Annotated in this window: 12 protein-coding genes; 10 read left to right on the top strand and 2 right to left on the bottom strand. The window is 44.1% G+C overall.

Features of this window, described 5'->3' with window-relative positions; genetic code table 11:
- Positions 1–36 precede the first annotated feature (36 nt).
- From RDP42_RS02035 to RDP42_RS02015, 5 genes are all read left to right on the top strand, one after another.
- Positions 37–1,194, top strand: a complete 1,158-nt coding sequence (locus RDP42_RS02035; RefSeq protein WP_308762317.1) for a hypothetical protein — start codon at positions 37–39, stop codon at positions 1,192–1,194.
- 82 nt (positions 1,195–1,276) lie between these two features.
- On the top strand, positions 1,277–2,230 hold the full coding sequence (locus RDP42_RS02030; RefSeq protein WP_308762316.1) for a FimB/Mfa2 family fimbrial subunit: 954 nt from the start codon (positions 1,277–1,279) through the stop codon (positions 2,228–2,230).
- A 20-nt stretch (positions 2,231–2,250) separates the two neighbouring features.
- Positions 2,251–3,267: a hypothetical protein gene (locus RDP42_RS02025; RefSeq protein ID WP_308762315.1), complete on the top strand. Its 1,017-nt coding sequence runs from the start codon at positions 2,251–2,253 to the stop codon at positions 3,265–3,267.
- An 18-nt stretch (positions 3,268–3,285) separates the two neighbouring features.
- Complete coding sequence (locus tag RDP42_RS02020; protein ID WP_308762314.1) at positions 3,286–6,477, top strand: hypothetical protein; 3,192 nt, start codon at positions 3,286–3,288, stop codon at positions 6,475–6,477.
- A 95-nt stretch (positions 6,478–6,572) separates the two neighbouring features.
- Positions 6,573–7,529, top strand: a complete 957-nt coding sequence (locus RDP42_RS02015; RefSeq protein WP_308762313.1) for a DUF5106 domain-containing protein — start codon at positions 6,573–6,575, stop codon at positions 7,527–7,529.
- A 2-nt stretch (positions 7,530–7,531) separates the two neighbouring features.
- Here the strand turns inward: RDP42_RS02015 and dprA are convergent, their stop codons facing one another.
- A complete protein-coding gene (gene dprA / locus RDP42_RS02010; RefSeq protein WP_204479000.1) occupies positions 7,532–8,644 on the bottom strand; it encodes a DNA-processing protein DprA in 1,113 nt (370 codons plus the stop codon).
- Positions 8,641–9,045 (bottom strand): thioesterase family protein, encoded by a 405-nt coding sequence (locus tag RDP42_RS02005; protein ID WP_303916635.1) that lies wholly within the window; start codon positions 9,043–9,045, stop codon positions 8,641–8,643. Before RDP42_RS02005 ends, dprA begins: the two co-directional genes overlap by 4 nt.
- Positions 9,046–9,103: 58 nt before the next feature.
- Between RDP42_RS02005 and RDP42_RS02000 the strand changes: the two genes are divergently transcribed.
- From RDP42_RS02000 to RDP42_RS01980, 5 genes are all read left to right on the top strand, one after another.
- Complete coding sequence (locus RDP42_RS02000) at positions 9,104–10,042, top strand: tRNA-dihydrouridine synthase family protein (RefSeq protein WP_308762312.1); 939 nt, start codon at positions 9,104–9,106, stop codon at positions 10,040–10,042.
- 101 nt (positions 10,043–10,143) lie between these two features.
- Positions 10,144–10,662 (top strand): RNA polymerase sigma-70 factor, encoded by a 519-nt coding sequence (locus RDP42_RS01995; RefSeq protein WP_204477093.1) that lies wholly within the window; start codon positions 10,144–10,146, stop codon positions 10,660–10,662.
- 74 nt (positions 10,663–10,736) lie between these two features.
- On the top strand, positions 10,737–11,546 hold the full coding sequence (locus RDP42_RS01990; protein WP_308762311.1) for a FecR domain-containing protein: 810 nt from the start codon (positions 10,737–10,739) through the stop codon (positions 11,544–11,546).
- A complete protein-coding gene (locus RDP42_RS01985) occupies positions 11,546–14,146 on the top strand; it encodes a TonB-dependent receptor domain-containing protein (protein ID WP_374046898.1) in 2,601 nt (866 codons plus the stop codon). Before RDP42_RS01990 ends, RDP42_RS01985 begins: the two co-directional genes overlap by 1 nt.
- Before the next feature lie 60 nt (positions 14,147–14,206).
- The gene (locus RDP42_RS01980; protein WP_308762309.1) at positions 14,207–15,214 is read left to right on the top strand and encodes a DUF4249 domain-containing protein; all 1,008 of its coding nucleotides are present in this window, start codon (positions 14,207–14,209) and stop codon (positions 15,212–15,214) included.
- The last annotated feature ends 32 nt before the right edge of the window (positions 15,215–15,246 follow it).

The raw sequence follows: 15,246 nt of genomic DNA, 5'->3' as shown, positions 1-15,246 counted from the left end.
TAAGAAAAAATATGTGTAATTTAAATTTTATGGATTATGAAATTATCTAAAGGTTTATTTTTGGCATTTGCGGGCTTGGGTTTGTTCGCATGCTCTAATGAAGATGTGACTGAGAATGGAGCTCAAATTGAAGGCCCGGCCGATGTGGTTGTAAAGTTAGATTTACCGGGATTTGTGAATGGTGTTTCCAGAGCAGTGGAAACGGGGTTTACTACTAATAAAATTGTAACTCCTAGCTATGTCGTTGTTACTGTGGAAGGAAAAAAGGGAGCAACTGTGGAACAAGAATATACAGGAGGGAATATTACGATACAAGGAGTAGAGGATCCTACTAGCATTAAAGTAGAAATAAATACTAAAAAAGAAAGTGGTGAGAATAATTGGATAAATGTTCCTTATTCGACTTTTGCAGAGTTAAATGAAATTACAGTTGCAGGAACTAGAATGATTGGAACAGTTAGTGGAGTTGAAAATTTTATGGTAAGTGGTGAGAACTATATAGTGACAGTACCGGTGAAACACACAATGGCTAGGTTGGAATTTGGAGGTATTAAGCATGCTGCTCATTCAGGTGGAACCTGCCGTTTTAAAAATGGGAATTTGGCTGGTGTGTTCTTAAATCATGTGCAGTTGCATAGTACGGCTGCAACTGATGATCCTAAGGATTATACTGAGGACGATATAAAAGGAGCGAATTTCTTTAGTGGAAATGGAAGTACTGGTTGGTGGGATGCAATTACCGGAACAGATTTCTTCCCCGGTGGATCTGCTACATATCCATCAGACGGTGGTTGCTATGCATATAATATTTATCCTGTAGAAGCTAATAATGCTGCAGCTCTTCCGGTATTAACTCTTTATTTTAACAGTCTTCAGGAGCAAGATAATGCACCTTCTCATTTTGTGGGTTCTGAGGGTTTTGCTTTAGTGAAAACATATAAAGTTTCAAAGACAACAATGGATGGGAATCCTACATTAAAAGCTGCGTTATGTGGAGCGAATCCGACAGAGCTTGATGAAGGCACCAATTATCAGGTAATTAATTTCCCGGCAGGATACATTTATCAGATTCAAACTTTAAGTGTTCCAGATGAAGCGGTACACCCTGATCTTACTGGCGCGGGCGTTAATTTGGTAGCAACTATTACTTTGATTGATTGGAAGATAGTAGCAGGTAGTGTAGATTGGAAATAATTTGATATTTCTATTCCGGGCAGATATTTCTGCCCGGAATCAATAAAAACATACAGTAAATATAATCCTTAAACAAACAATAATGAAATCAATTAGATACATATTAATGATGCTGTTCGCTGCCGTCCTGACGACCAGCTGTATTAAAGAAGATCTGGATGATTGCGACAATGTGACCATTTACTTCCAGTATCTCGCCGACGGCGACAAGGACGTGTTACACCAGTATATGAGCAAGGTAGACCTGTATGTTTTCGATGAGAATGGCCATATGCTGGGAGTCGGCTCATACAATCAGGACGAATTAACTAATTTTGAGGTGGTCCCGTCTTTCAGACTGCAACCGGGACGCCGTTATAAGATGGTAGCAGTGGGGAATCCTCACGATCATACGGAGGTAATCAACCATACTACCGAAACCGATTTTGGCAATATTTATTTACAGGACCCGGCATGGAGTGATCCGGAGGTACCTGTAACCAATCATGATTACAATTATCTGGGTCAGCAGGAGTTTGTGATGCCCAGTCAAGAGGGAGTGATGTATCGTGATACAGTCACACTTTACAGTGCACACATCAAAGTAGATGTGGAAATTCATGGTCTTCCCGCTCCGGATGCTTCGCGTCAGGATGCTGGAATTCCTTATCAGCTGAGCTTCGAACATTCGAATGCCCAGACTTCTTTTGAAAATGAAATCAATCTGGATCAGAAAGGTACCATTTACCCTGATCTGGTTTACGATAGCGAGAACCAGTGCTACCGCACACAAAATCTGGCCCTTTTCCGTATGAACGACGAGACGGGAGAACTGAATGCGGACTATTGCGAGCATGAACTGGTACTGACCGAAAAAGGTACAAATCAAGAACTTTTCCGTGGCGTTCTTTACAATTACTTGATGTATAATAGAAGTGCCATTGATGTGACCAAACAGGAGGCTGAATTGCCTATCTCTATTGAGTTCCATGGAGTGGATGTGGAAATTAAACTTCCGGATTGGATAATTGTGGATGGACAACCGGACTGGAATTAACCTTGAGGAGAGAGAGACGTATGAGGAAATTAGAAAGATATTTAGGAATTGTCCTGCTTGTGCTGCTGACAGGGATGGTGTGTTCGTGCGGTAAGGAGAGATTATCGGATACCTCTTCTGAAAAGGTAAATGTGACTTTGAATTTCGATACTCGTGTGGGAGATAGTGAATCTGTGGCTATTGATGAGGGAGAGGGTATTAGGACTTTGCGTATAATTATTACAGATGAGAATAATCAGGTAATTGATAATATTTGGAGAGATTACTCTTCAGAAGGATCATTAACTGCTTCAAAGACTTTGACCATCATGGGATTGGAAGCCGGTATAAGGAAGTTCTATGTGGTGATTAATGAGAAGAGTATAGGTCTATCTGAATATTTGGACGGGATACGCACGGATTTACCTTCTGATTTTATTTCTAAAGTCATTCAGAATACTACCACTGATACTTATTTTCCAAGAATGGCTTCGAATATTGAAAATGGAGTCCCGGCAACAGGAATGATAGAAGTTAATTTAAATGAGAATAATACTTTTACAATTCCGTGTGTACATACAGTGATAAAGGTGGAATTGAACATTAAAAATTTGATGAATGTCCCGTGTCCTATATCAGCAATAAAGTTTGGAACGTTTGTTCCAAATGCGACTTATTTGTTTGATGATGATGAGCCAGATGCTGAAGAGAAATCTGTTAAATTACCTGAGGGCACAACTATTTCAACTCTTCAATACGATGAGCCGAATGGATTTACTGGTATTTCTCTGCCAGCAAATATGTCCGATTTTCAGAAGGTGCTTGTATTTTATATGTATGAGCCAAAGGTAGATACATCTGAAGATTTTAGTATAGCGTTGATTGCAGCAGGGTTTGAAAGTCTAAATGTGGCTAAAAGTTTTATTTCTCAGACCAAGATTCCCCGTAATAGTTTATTAAGAATCAATGCAACAATTGATTTACAAAATGAAGTTACAATAGATTATAAAGTTCTGTCTTGGGGTAAAGCAACTGTAGAGGTTCCTGGGTTTAATTAAGAAAAGGAGGATTGATATATGAGACAATTTGCTAAAATATATTCATTGTGCTTGATATTGCTCATTCTATGTGGAGTGTCTGCTTGTAATGATGATTTAGGTGTAGGAACCGGAACTGTAAAAGAAGGTGTTCCTACTACAATCTCCTTAAACTTCTCGACAAACTCACAAACTGTACAGTCTCGTGTGGAGCAGCCTGGAGAAACAGAATATAATGTATCTTCTGTGTATTTATTTGCTTTTAACAGTAATGGAGATAAAACGGGTGGACAGGCTTTTAATAGTCAGAATGGTTTGGCAGGTTCGTATGGAAATAATTCATTTATAGGCACATTGTCTGGATTTAATGTGCTGTCTGGAAGTAACCAGACATTGTATGCTTTGGTTAATTACGATAATGCAAATTTTACATTATCAAAATCTTTGGATGAGATTAATCGTATAGAGGATTTAGAAGATTTGACTGTAAAAATTGCGGATGAACGGATTACCCTGAATAGATACTCTTTTTTTATGTTAGGTAAAGAAGAAGGGGTGACTGTTTCAGAACGTGGAGTGGTAACTGCAGATGATGGGGGCGAGGTAAAATTACAAATGGAAAGATTGGATGCCAAGATTACGTTTGAAATTAATACTGATATTAAAGAGGCTAAATCAGGAACTGTGAAATTTATACCTAAAAGTTTTTTAGTGAAGCAGTTGCCTCTTTCAGCTAGGGTGGTTGAAGCAGAAGAAAATTCGTCAGATATAATTTATAAGTCGATGACTGAAGATATGAAAGTCACCAACTTTGATAAGGTGGGAGAGACAGAATCCTCCTTTAACTTTTATATGTTTGAGAATAGTGTGGCTCCGCCTACTAAAGGGGCTGATGGCGGAAGTGGCAAATGGATTGATGCAGCAGAATGGATTGATGCAACAACAGAACCGGCTACATATAAAGCAGAAAGTATGTATGCTCTGCGAGAAAAAGAGGTAAAAAAAACTTTAGAAGGAGGAGAAGATATGGCTCATCCTGGAATGACAGAGCAGAATACAGGCAATTATGTATATGCTCCTGAGCATGCTACTTCTGTGGAAATTACAGGTGAATTATCTTATGAACGCAGTAATAAATCTGGAGTCACTGAGTATGTCAATGTCTCAGCTCGCTATACAATACATTTAGGAGAAACAGGCACTGCCTCAAATCGTAATGATGAGGAATATGTTAATAATTATATGGTAAAGCGTAATACGCATTACACATATACTATTACATTAACTGGTATTAATTCATATCAGGCTGAAGTGGAGTCTGATCAAGAGAAGCGTCCTGGTATGGAAGGAGATGTCATTATTGCTGGTGACCAGGTAAAGGCTATTGATAGTCATTTTGCGCGTACGCGAATTAAGTTTACGCGTGAGGCATTGGAAGAGGGGCTTTCATGGATTGTTCAAACTCCTTTTGACAAAGGTATGAAATTGTATGATAGTGATGAAAATAGTATTAAAGATTATAAGTGGATTTTGTTTGCTGTAAACAAAGAATTTGGGCTTGATAAGGATGGAACTAATAGCCCTAATAATTCGAATATGGTTAAATTCCCGGGATATGATGCATATGATGGCGGAGCGAGTACATTAACTCCCCAAACAAATGCGTCAAATGATGAGGGAAATGGTACTGCTGATGCTAATGGAACAAAGTGGATAAATCGTATGTCATCGGATGCATATTATTATCAATATAAGAAGGACCATTTATCAGATGATGCATGCCTGCGTGATGTGAATCAGTTGATAAATCATTTGAAAGCTCAGGCACTTCGGGAGGATGATAATACGGATAATACGATTTTTGAGTTTGATGAGAATGGTAAGGAAGTGGTATATGTCACCGCTTTTGTAGATGAGTATATGTATAATTATAATCCTCTTGAGGAGGAATATAAAGCTCCAGAAGTTGCAATTGACAATAATCACCTACTATTATGGAAGAAAGTGGTTAATGGCTCAGAGCGAATGATGCATATATGTGTTAAAGGCGCACAATATAGTCCCGATGGAGATACTTCATGGTCAAATAGCGTGGTGACTTTCCGACAAACTCCAATTTATAGTATGTATGATGCCTCGAAAGTAGAGTCTGCGTGGGGGACGGAAAGTATTCTAGAAACCGGACCATTAGCAGCTACTACATCTCATACTCCTTCGTATACTTTGACAATGAACAATGGTCGGAAAAATACATTAGCCTTTTTTGTAAATCAAGATGGGGCTACTAATCGTACTAAATGGACAGACGTTTTAAGTCGAGATGCAGAAGATGTAGAAGGTGGCGAACATGAGTTGAATGGGAATTATCTAAATACTTGGTATGCTTGTATGACACGTAATCGTGATTTGGATGGAGATAATGTGATTGATCCGGAAGAAGTTCGTTGGTGTTTAGCTTCAATTGATGAATTGACAGATTTGTGGATTGGTGAGAATGCTTTGCCTCAAACTGCTAAATTATATAAGGGAGATGGAAGTTACATGGAGCATATGGCAAGCAGTTCTGGGGCTGAGGATACACCATGGATTATATGGGCAGAAGAAGGTGCATCCCGTGGACAATATAATGATGGAAGTTATAATAAGTCTAATTATACTTATCGTTGTATTCGTTATTTAGGCATAAGTTTAGACAATGTGGATGCTACTCCAACTGATTATGTACAAGTAACATTAGCCACCCCTGAAGTTTCTTCGTACGGGGAAAGTTATCGTATTGATGTTTCTCGTTTGTCGAATGCTGCTAAACGTGATTTGCAGGATAGTGGGTGTGAGCTTCCTAAACATTATGAACGAGGTACTGATTATTTGAATATGCCTTATACTGCATTTGAAGTATTGACTCAGCCTCAAGGACAGGGTAATGTGAGTAGATATTGGAATAATGATTATGAAAATATGATAAATTCTGGAGGAGTTAGTAAGCTGTGTCCAGAAGGATATAGAATTCCTAATCAAAGAGAATTACTATTGATGTTGACTTCTTTATCTTCAATAGAGTGGAAAGGATCTTATTGGGCTTCTACAGAATTTAGCTATTGTAACAAAGGAATTTTTGGTTTCCGTCCAGGATTTGCAACATCTGATGGTAATCTAATTTTGGTGAAGCCCAATGGAGGAGGATGGGATAATGTAGCTGGTAAAGTTCGTTGTGTCCGTGATGTTAAATAGTATCTGAATTCAAGTTCGATAATAGCCTTCATTTTGGCACAAAATAAGTAAAGTGTTGAAATGAAGGTTGTTTCTGTAATCAGGTTTTATGTGGTATGAGAAATAGATATGTAGTATTGGTATTTATAATCTTATTGTTTTCCGCCTGCGGAAACTCTTCTCAGCAGAAACAAATGGAAACTTCCGCAACGGTAGAACACCCTCAAACCGCTTCGGAAGCCAAGTTCCCTTTCCCTGAAATCCCCACCATGCTCACCCAGCCGGAGGAACGGAAAGCGTATCTCATGGCGCACTACTGGGATAACTTCAACTTCGCGGATACGGCATTGGTGAACAACCGCAACGTATCGGAGCAAGGGGTAGCCAATTACTTGGCCATACTGGCCGACGGTACGCTCACTGAGGAGCAAGTGAAAGGTAGTCTGGATGGTTTCTGCAAAGGGCTGGAGGCGCAGGAACATGCACGGAAGGTGTTCTTGCAGATGATGGAGGACTACTTGTATAACCCGAACTCGCCTTACCACAACGAGGCCTTGTATGCTTTGTTCCTGGAGCGGATGCTGAAAAGTGAATACGTGGACGAGGCACGGAAGAGTTCGCTGAAGTTCAGTCTGGACCTGATTAGCCGGAACTGCCCGGGGAAGAGGGCGACGGACTTTGTGTATTTCCTGCCGGACGGTAGCAAGCGGTCGCTGGCGCAGACGCGGGCAAAGAACAACCGTCTGCTGTTGGTTTTCTATGACCCGGAGTGCCCGAGCTGTCATGAAACGATGCAGGAGATGGTGGCCGACGGGCTGTTGGCAGAAGCCGTAAAGGCTGAGAAGCTGACGGTATTGGCGGTGTACACCGAGGGGAATCAGGAGGTATGGAAGCGCACTCTGAGTGATTTGCCTCAGGGATGGACGGTGGGCAGTGACCACGAGATGGTGAAGCAGGGGGCCTTGTACGACCTGAAAGCGATGCCTTCACTGTATCTGCTGGACGGCTCGAAGAAGGTGCTGCTGAAGGATGCGCCTTACGCAAAGATTCGGGAGGAGATTGCGGCACTGTAGCGTCAGGCTAACTTGTAAACTCCTCCTGCCAAAGCACGAACCACACCCTTCATCTCTAAATTGAACAGCAGGCTGGTCATGCGGTTGATGGCGATGTTGGTCTCCACTACGAGCGTGTTGACCTGAATACCGTCGGGGTGTTTCTTTAAATGGGTGACCACTTGTTCTTCTTCTGGGCTTAGTTCCGGGAAAAGCTGCCGCTGGACTACCTGCGGCACGACAGGGGCATGGTCCCAGTTCATGGCTTTTACTACGTCTTCCGCGCTCTGTATCAAGGCAGCGCGGTTTTTTTGTATCAGCACGTTGCAGCCCGTGGAGTAGGTGTCGCCCACACGGCCCGGAAAGGCGAAACAGTCGCGCTGGTAGCTCTCGGCAATTTCCGCAGTAATCAAAGAACCTCCTTTGGGACCGGATTCCACCACGAGGGTGGCATCGCTGAGGCCGGCCACGATGCGGTTGCGCTTCACGAAGTTCTGCCGGTCGGGATTGGTGCCGCTCATGAATTCAGTGAGCAGTCCGCCCTGTGTCAGCATCTCGGTAGCCGTGCGGCGGTGTACGGCGGGATAGATGCGGTCCAGCCCGTGAGCCAGTACGGCTACGGTGTCGAAGCCGCGGGAGAGGGCTTCCCGGTGGGCATGGATGTCAATGCCGTAAGCCAGTCCGCTCACAATCAGCGTGTCGGGCAGCAGGGTACTGAGTTCCTGCATGAACCGTTGGCAGAGCGATTTGCCGTAATCGGTGGCGTTGCGCGTACCCACGATGCTCAGGATGTGGCGGCAGTTCAGGTTAGCCGAGCCTTTGTAGAACAGCACGAGCGGGGCATCGGGACATTCGCGGAGGCGGGAAGGGTAGGCTTCGTCGTCCTCGGTCAGGCATTGAATCTGGTGTTTCTGCGCAAACGACAGTTCAGCCTCGCACACGCGGAACACTTCGGTGTGCTGGAAGGCGGTGGCTATCTTGGGCGACAGGCCGGGGATAAGAGCCGGCAGTTCGCGGGTATGCTCGAAAAGCATGGTGGCACTTCCGGCAGCCTGAATGAGGTGGCGGGCACTTACCAGACCGATGCCGGGCAGAAGGGGCAGGGCCAGACGGCAGAGGAGTTCTTTTTCGTTCATTTCAGGTAAGGCGCAAAGATTTCATTGAAGAGGGGACTGTCACCCAGTCGTCCGTGGATGACGCACACGGTTTCTACGGTCGATTTGATGACGGGTTTCAGGTCGGGCAGGCGGTAGATGTCCTGTACAAAAACGTATTTGATGCCTTCCTTGCGGAGAGCCAGCTTGGAAATGAACTCATCGCCACTGGTCAGCGGGGTTTTGAAGGCCATGCTCAGGCGGGCTACCACAGGGTCGATGCCTTGCTGGTGGAGCTGGGCGAAACTGACGCCGACAGAGGTCAGGAACTCATGGCGGGTATGCTCGATGTAGTGCTGGTAATTTGCGTTGTTGACGATTCCTTGCAGGTCGCATTCATAGTCGCGGACCTTCATTTTCAGTTCAAAGATGTAATTCTCCATGTGAGTGGGATTTATGTATTTCTACAAAGATACGGAATTATTCCTATATTTGCGGAATATGAAAGAGAATGTACCGGTAATTTATGCGGCCCCTTTGCAGGGCTTTACGGAAGCGGCGTGGCGCAATGCCCATGCGCAGTGTTTTGGAGGGGTGGAGGCTTATTACACGCCTTTTGTGCGGTTGGAGAAGGGAGTTATCCGCAACAAGGACAGGCGTGACGTGTCGCCTGACGAGAATACGGTGCCCCGGCTGATTCCCCAAGTAATTGCCTCGGAGCCGGAGGAATTGCGGCTGCTGACGGATTTTCTGGCAGGACTGGGCTATCGGGAGCTGGATGTGAACATGGGCTGCCCGTTCCCGTTGATTGTCCGCCGTGGAAAAGGAGCGGGTATTTTGTCTTCTCCGGAGAAAGTGGCGGCTTTGTTGGAGACGATGAAAACCTTTCCGGAGATACGTTTCTCGGTCAAGATGAGATTAGGAGGACAGGAGCCTGACGAGTGGAGAGCGTTAGTGCCGTTGCTCAACGGTTCGTGTGTGACGCAGGTTACTTTGCATCCACGTATCGGAAAACAGCAGTACAAGGGAACGGTCGACCGGGAGGCGTTCCGGGCGTTCTATGAGGCTTGTGAGCTACCGTTGGTCTATAATGGCGATTTGCAGACGGTGGCCGACATCCGGGAGGTGTTGGAAGCATTCCCTCGGCTGAAAGGGGTGATGTTAGGAAGAGGCTTGTTGGCCAATCCGTCATTGGCCCTTGCTTTCCGGGAGGGAGAACTGTCGGAGGGCGAGTTAAAGGGTCGTGTAGCTCAGATGCACCGGCTGATGTACCTGCATTACCATCGGGTGATAGAAGGCGGAGAGGCGCAGCTGCTGGCCAAGCTGAAGACCTGCTGGGAGTACCTATTGCCGGAGGTGGACAAGAAACGGCGGAAGGCCATCTTGAAGAGCAATCGCCTGGACGGGTATCTGCGGGCAGTGGAAGAGGCGTTGCGGTGAAAGGTATGAAGAATTGAAAAGACTTAACTTTTTTTACAGAAGTAGGATGGTGATTTTGGTATTTCCATCTGTCTCTATTTGAAATGGAAATCGATTTGCACATGGGAAGAGACAGATTAAATATAGATGAGTTGTTCAAGTTTTATTATAGACCTTTGTGTTTGTATGCCACACATTATGTACAGGACGTAGAGACGGCCAAAGATATCGTGCAGGATTGCTTTTCGTCTTTGTGGGAAAAGATGAATGATGAAAAGTCCTGTGAGGTAAGTAATATGAAGGCTTATTTGTATGTGATGGTGAAGAACCGTAGCTTGGATTATTTGAGTCAGGAAAATCTGTTCAAATCGGGAGTCTCGTTTACGGATTTAGAGGAAACCTTGTTGGATGAGGAGGTGGAGGAACGGAGTGTGATGGAAGCGCGAATGTGGACTGCCATAGATGCCTTGCCTGAGCGTTGCCGTGAGGTCTTTCTTTTGCATAAACGGGATGGCCTGAAGTATCAGGAGATTGCTGAAAAGTTTCATATTTCGGTTCATACAGTCGACAGTCATATTCAGAAGGCATTTCGTTTGATACGTGAGGGGGCATATAAAGTCTATCTATTTTTCTTTAACTAAAATTCAGGGTTTTCAGGTAGTGATTTTGGGGCTTTCTATTGTCACATGATTAAAAATATAATATCACCAGAAACATGAATGAATTAGAAGAAAAATGCCTTCGTTTTGTGTTGAGGCATTATCAAAAGAATAAACTGGACACACGGCAGGCTTTGAAAGTTTTCAAGGAAAAGCATGCAGTGGTCGGAAGAACAGGTAGAAAGAACCGGTATTTCCTGACCTTATCCGGGCTGGCTGCGGCTATATTGTTGGCGTTTATTGTCTGGGTGGGCATATCTCCTGAGAAGCAGTGGACAGAACTGGCAGCATACGAACATGTAGTAAAGTACCAGTTGCCGGACAGTTCGGTCGTTACGGTATATCCCTATTCCTCTATTTGTTTCCGTACAAAGGATTACGCAGACGTATGTCGTGAAGTGAAATTGACGGGGAAGGCAGGTTTTAGGATAAAAAGAGATTGTACTCGTCCGTTTAAGGTAATAGGAAAGCTGTCTGAAGTTCAAGTGTTGGGTACTTGTTTCGTAATGGATGAAAGCCGTGCGGATACCGCATGGGTTCAGGTGGAATCGGGAAAAGTTCGTTTTTCAGTACTGGGTCAATCTGAAGGTCTGGAACTTCTGGCTGGAATGGAGGCACAAGTGGTAAAAGGTCAGCACGTTCCGCAAATCGTCCGTCGTCCGGATTCTGTAAAGAAAGGAAGTTTTGTGTTTGAGAATACTCCTCTTCCGAAAGTACTTGCAGTGCTTTCCCGTTATTATGGAGTAAAACTGGTAGCCGATCGGACAGACAAACGGTTGACAGCCAGTTTCGACGCACACAGTCTGGACGAAATCATCGAGATAATAGAAAAAGTATTAAAAGTGCATATTAAAAGACAAGTATGATGAGTACCTTGTGGACTGTGGCGGCTGTCTGTTTGTGTGTAGGGGGGCATCCTCGTTCAGAAACTTCTGAATTGAAGAAAGCAATCGTACAAATGCAAGACTTGTATCACGTGAATTTCGTCTATGATTCTTCTTTGGAAGTGATACGGTTATCGGGCATTTTTTCTTCTGGTAAGTCATTGAAGGAGAATCTGCAAACTGTCTTTTCCGGAACCGGAATCAAATGGGAGATAAAAGGCAGCTATGTCTTGTTGTTTAAATCGAGTCAGTACACTTTTTCAGGCCACGTGTGTCAGGATAATGGGGAATCACTCCTCAATGTCACGGTGTATGACCAGAATATGCATATCGGTACCTTGACGGATGAACATGGCTTTTTTAGTTTGACATTACCGGAAGGAAAGCATACTTTGCGTTTCTCTTATGTAGGTTATGAAGAGGTGGTGAAAGAACTGGACCTGCGTTCAGATTATTCTGGCACGATTTATTTGAAGGAAAGTTCCACTGCATTGGAAGGGGTAGTGGTAACGGCCGATTTGAATACTTCTCTTTTTACGACTCAGACTGGAAAGGTTTCGTTGACTCCAGCACAGTTGAATACGGAATTTTCATTGTTCAGTTCACCGGATTTAGTCAAGGCGATTCAGCAGCTTCCCGGGGTATCTGCTGGCACGGAACTGCTCTCCGGCCTTTATGTACATGGGGGAAAGAATGATGAAAACTTATTCTTATTGGACGGCATGCCTCTCTATCAGGTGAATCATTTTGGAGGATTGTTTTCTGCATTTAATACGGATATAGTGAAGAACGTGGATTTTTACAAGAGTGGTTTCCCGGCACGTTACGGAGGAAGGCTTTCGTCTGTGACAGATGTCCGTATGAAGGAGGGGGATTTAAAGGAATTTCACGGTACGGTATCGGTGGGGCTGCTGGACGGAAGACTGCGTTTCGAAGGGCCTGTCATAAAGGAAAAAACCTCTTTTGTGTTCGGTATGCGTCGGAGCTGGTTGGACGTGCTTTCTGCTCCTGCTTTGCGGATTGCCAATCGTTTCTTTCCCGAAGAAGACATCAATGCCCGTTATGCTTTTCATGATATCAATGCGAAAATCACACATCGGTTTTCCAATGAGAGCAGACTTTCTTTTAGTGCGTATTCTGGAAGAGATTTGTTTAAAATGAAGGATAAACAGCTTTTCCCGTCAGGAAATCCGCTCCATCAAGAGAAAGAACAGACCACGGATGAATACCATATCCGATGGGGAAATCTTTCTGCCGCGTTGTCATGGAATAATCAGTTCAATCATAAACTGACCGGTAATTTTTCTTTGGTATATGCCCGTAATCTGTCTAAGTACGACTTCAGGTCAGATGATAGTTTTGATAAAGGGGAAGATGATAAAGAATATTCCGTGGACCGGATGCAGAGGGACAGTTATTCTACTATTGATGACGTAGGTTTTCGCATGGATTTTCATTACCTTCCTACGGCGAGTCATCATGTTCGTTTCGGAAGCGATTACTTGTATCATATCTATTGTCCGCAGCATGCGCTATCACAGGATATAAGAGGTACGGAGGAAATGACGGATACGTTATTGTCATCCGTAGAGAGCCATTATAAGGGGAATGAATTCTCTTTTTATGCGGAAGACGATATGAAGCTGACCCGGGAGCTGCGGATAAATCTGGGGGGACGTTATACCATGTATCAGGTTTCGGGAGCAGTATATCATTCGCTGGAGCCGAGAATATCGGCAAGCTATCGTCTGTTCAGTCGTACCACTTTGAAAGTTTCCTATACCGAGATGAGTCAGTTTGCACACCAGTTATCCAATTCATATTTGAACCTGCCGACCGATTGTTGGGTCCCTTCTACCTCTCGTATACGTCCTATGCGTTCACGGCAGGTGGCAGGTGGTGTGTACATGGAATTTCCGTGGAGGTTACGCCTGGAGGTGGAAAGCTATTTCCGTACTACCAGCCGAATGTTGGAGTACGAGGCGGGAGGCAGCCTTACATTACCTGCCGGAAACTGGGAGCAGGTGGTACGGGTGGGAGACGGCAAATCGTATGGGTTGGAAACATCGCTGGTGTATCATGATGAGCGGAACCTCTTTCAGGCTGGTTATACTTTGTCATGGAGCAAGCAAAAGTTTGATGACTTTTATTCCGGTTGGTATCCCAGCAAGTTTGACAATCGTCATAAACTGAATCTGGTCTATCGTCGTAAATTCAGCCGTCGAATGGATGTATATGCAGCGTGGATTTATCGTAGTGGTGACCATGCGACGGTTCCTACACAGTATGTGGAAAATCCTTGCCTACCCGGTACCTCGCAACTGTCGGACTTAGAGCCGATGTATGGAAAACCTAACAATATTACTTTGCCTGCTTACCACCGGCTGGATGTGGGTATCAATTTCCGACGGACTACCAAGCGGGGATTCGAGCGAATCTGGAATGTGAGTATCTATAATGCCTATTGCCGCATGAATCCTTTTTATACTAAGATAGAACGGCAGGCCGACGGAAGTTTCAGAGGAAAGGCTATCGGACTGTTCCCGATAATTCCTTCTTTCAGTTACACTTTAAATTTCTGAATCGGTATGCATTGGAATGTTATTGATTTATGGATAAATAAATTTCTAAACGTCGTATTTATGCATTTAAACAAACAGAATCTCATAATAATACTTGCAGCCTTCAGTCTGTTGTCATCTTGTGTGTATCATTTTGACTTGGATGAAGTTTCAGAGATTCCTAAGTTAACGGTATATAGTTATCCGGGAAGTGGTGACACTACGGTGGTACGTCTTTCGTACAGTCTTCCGGTTCATGACAAAGGAAGGAGGATGTATGGATTAAAGGGCAGGAACATCCGCTTGGAAGTGAATGACCGTTCTGTTCCTTTGTGGTGGGCAGAGGATTCATTGCCGGGAGTCCCCGCCAAAAGTTATTATGTGGTACAGCCCTATGAGACGGGCGACCGTGTCCGGCTGACTGCTTCGGTAGAAGGGGTGAAAGCGGTGTCTGCCTTTACTATTATTCCTGCTCCTTTCCCTTTAAACGCTGTCAAAATAGAACGAAAACCCTCTGAGTTGAGTGTGCTCCAGCTTCAGATAAACTTTACTGACTATGCAGAAACTGAAAATTACTATGCGGTAACGGTCAAAGAAAGGGTAAAGTATTGGAAAGAGGGGACTTCGGAGGTGCATTATGGTGAATCGTCTTCTGCGTACATGGACTGGAGTGATGAGCCGATGTTGGATGCTTCTTCGGGTTTGGATGACATTTTTATGGGAAACTATGCGTACTATCAGAATCTGTATTTTTGGAGCGATGAGAAGATTCAGGGAAAGAATTACACACTTCGCTTGAATATGACTTACATACCTGATTACAAGACTTCTATTCAAGATGAAACCTTTATAAACAGAAAGCAATATAAGGTTTATTTATATAGTCTGTCCGAAGACTTCTATCGCTATTTGAAATCGCTTAATGCACAGAAGAATAATGAGCTGGGTAATGTGGAACTGGCTCCTATGCGGGCTACCTACACCAATGTGGAAAACGGTTTCGGGCTGGTAGGGGGGTGCCGCTTGCGGCAAACGGAGTGGATGGATATGTCTGAGCCTGAAACACGAGGCTGTCTCAAAATGAATTGAGATGGCCTCTGTCGTTTCATATCAGATTGAAG

It is taken from the genome of uncultured Bacteroides sp. (assembly GCF_902472605.1).
In the GTDB taxonomy this organism is placed as follows: domain Bacteria; phylum Bacteroidota; class Bacteroidia; order Bacteroidales; family Bacteroidaceae; genus Phocaeicola.
This window is presented reverse-complemented; position numbering and strand designations above follow the sequence as displayed.

Coding starts and splice junctions, on each gene's coding strand:
- RDP42_RS02035 (WP_308762317.1), top strand. CDS start 37: ATGAAATTATCTAAAGGTTTATTTTTGGCATTTGCGGGCTTGGGTTTG.
- RDP42_RS02030 (WP_308762316.1), top strand. CDS start 1,277: ATGAAATCAATTAGATACATATTAATGATGCTGTTCGCTGCCGTCCTG.
- RDP42_RS02025 (WP_308762315.1), top strand. CDS start 2,251: ATGAGGAAATTAGAAAGATATTTAGGAATTGTCCTGCTTGTGCTGCTG.
- RDP42_RS02020 (WP_308762314.1), top strand. CDS start 3,286: ATGAGACAATTTGCTAAAATATATTCATTGTGCTTGATATTGCTCATT.
- RDP42_RS02015 (WP_308762313.1), top strand. CDS start 6,573: ATGAGAAATAGATATGTAGTATTGGTATTTATAATCTTATTGTTTTCC.
- dprA (WP_204479000.1), bottom strand. CDS start 8,644: ATGAACGAAAAAGAACTCCTCTGCCGTCTGGCCCTGCCCCTTCTGCCC.
- RDP42_RS02005 (WP_303916635.1), bottom strand. CDS start 9,045: ATGGAGAATTACATCTTTGAACTGAAAATGAAGGTCCGCGACTATGAA.
- RDP42_RS02000 (WP_308762312.1), top strand. CDS start 9,104: ATGAAAGAGAATGTACCGGTAATTTATGCGGCCCCTTTGCAGGGCTTT.
- RDP42_RS01995 (WP_204477093.1), top strand. CDS start 10,144: ATGGGAAGAGACAGATTAAATATAGATGAGTTGTTCAAGTTTTATTAT.
- RDP42_RS01990 (WP_308762311.1), top strand. CDS start 10,737: ATGAATGAATTAGAAGAAAAATGCCTTCGTTTTGTGTTGAGGCATTAT.
- RDP42_RS01985 (WP_374046898.1), top strand. CDS start 11,546: ATGAGTACCTTGTGGACTGTGGCGGCTGTCTGTTTGTGTGTAGGGGGG.
- RDP42_RS01980 (WP_308762309.1), top strand. CDS start 14,207: ATGCATTTAAACAAACAGAATCTCATAATAATACTTGCAGCCTTCAGT.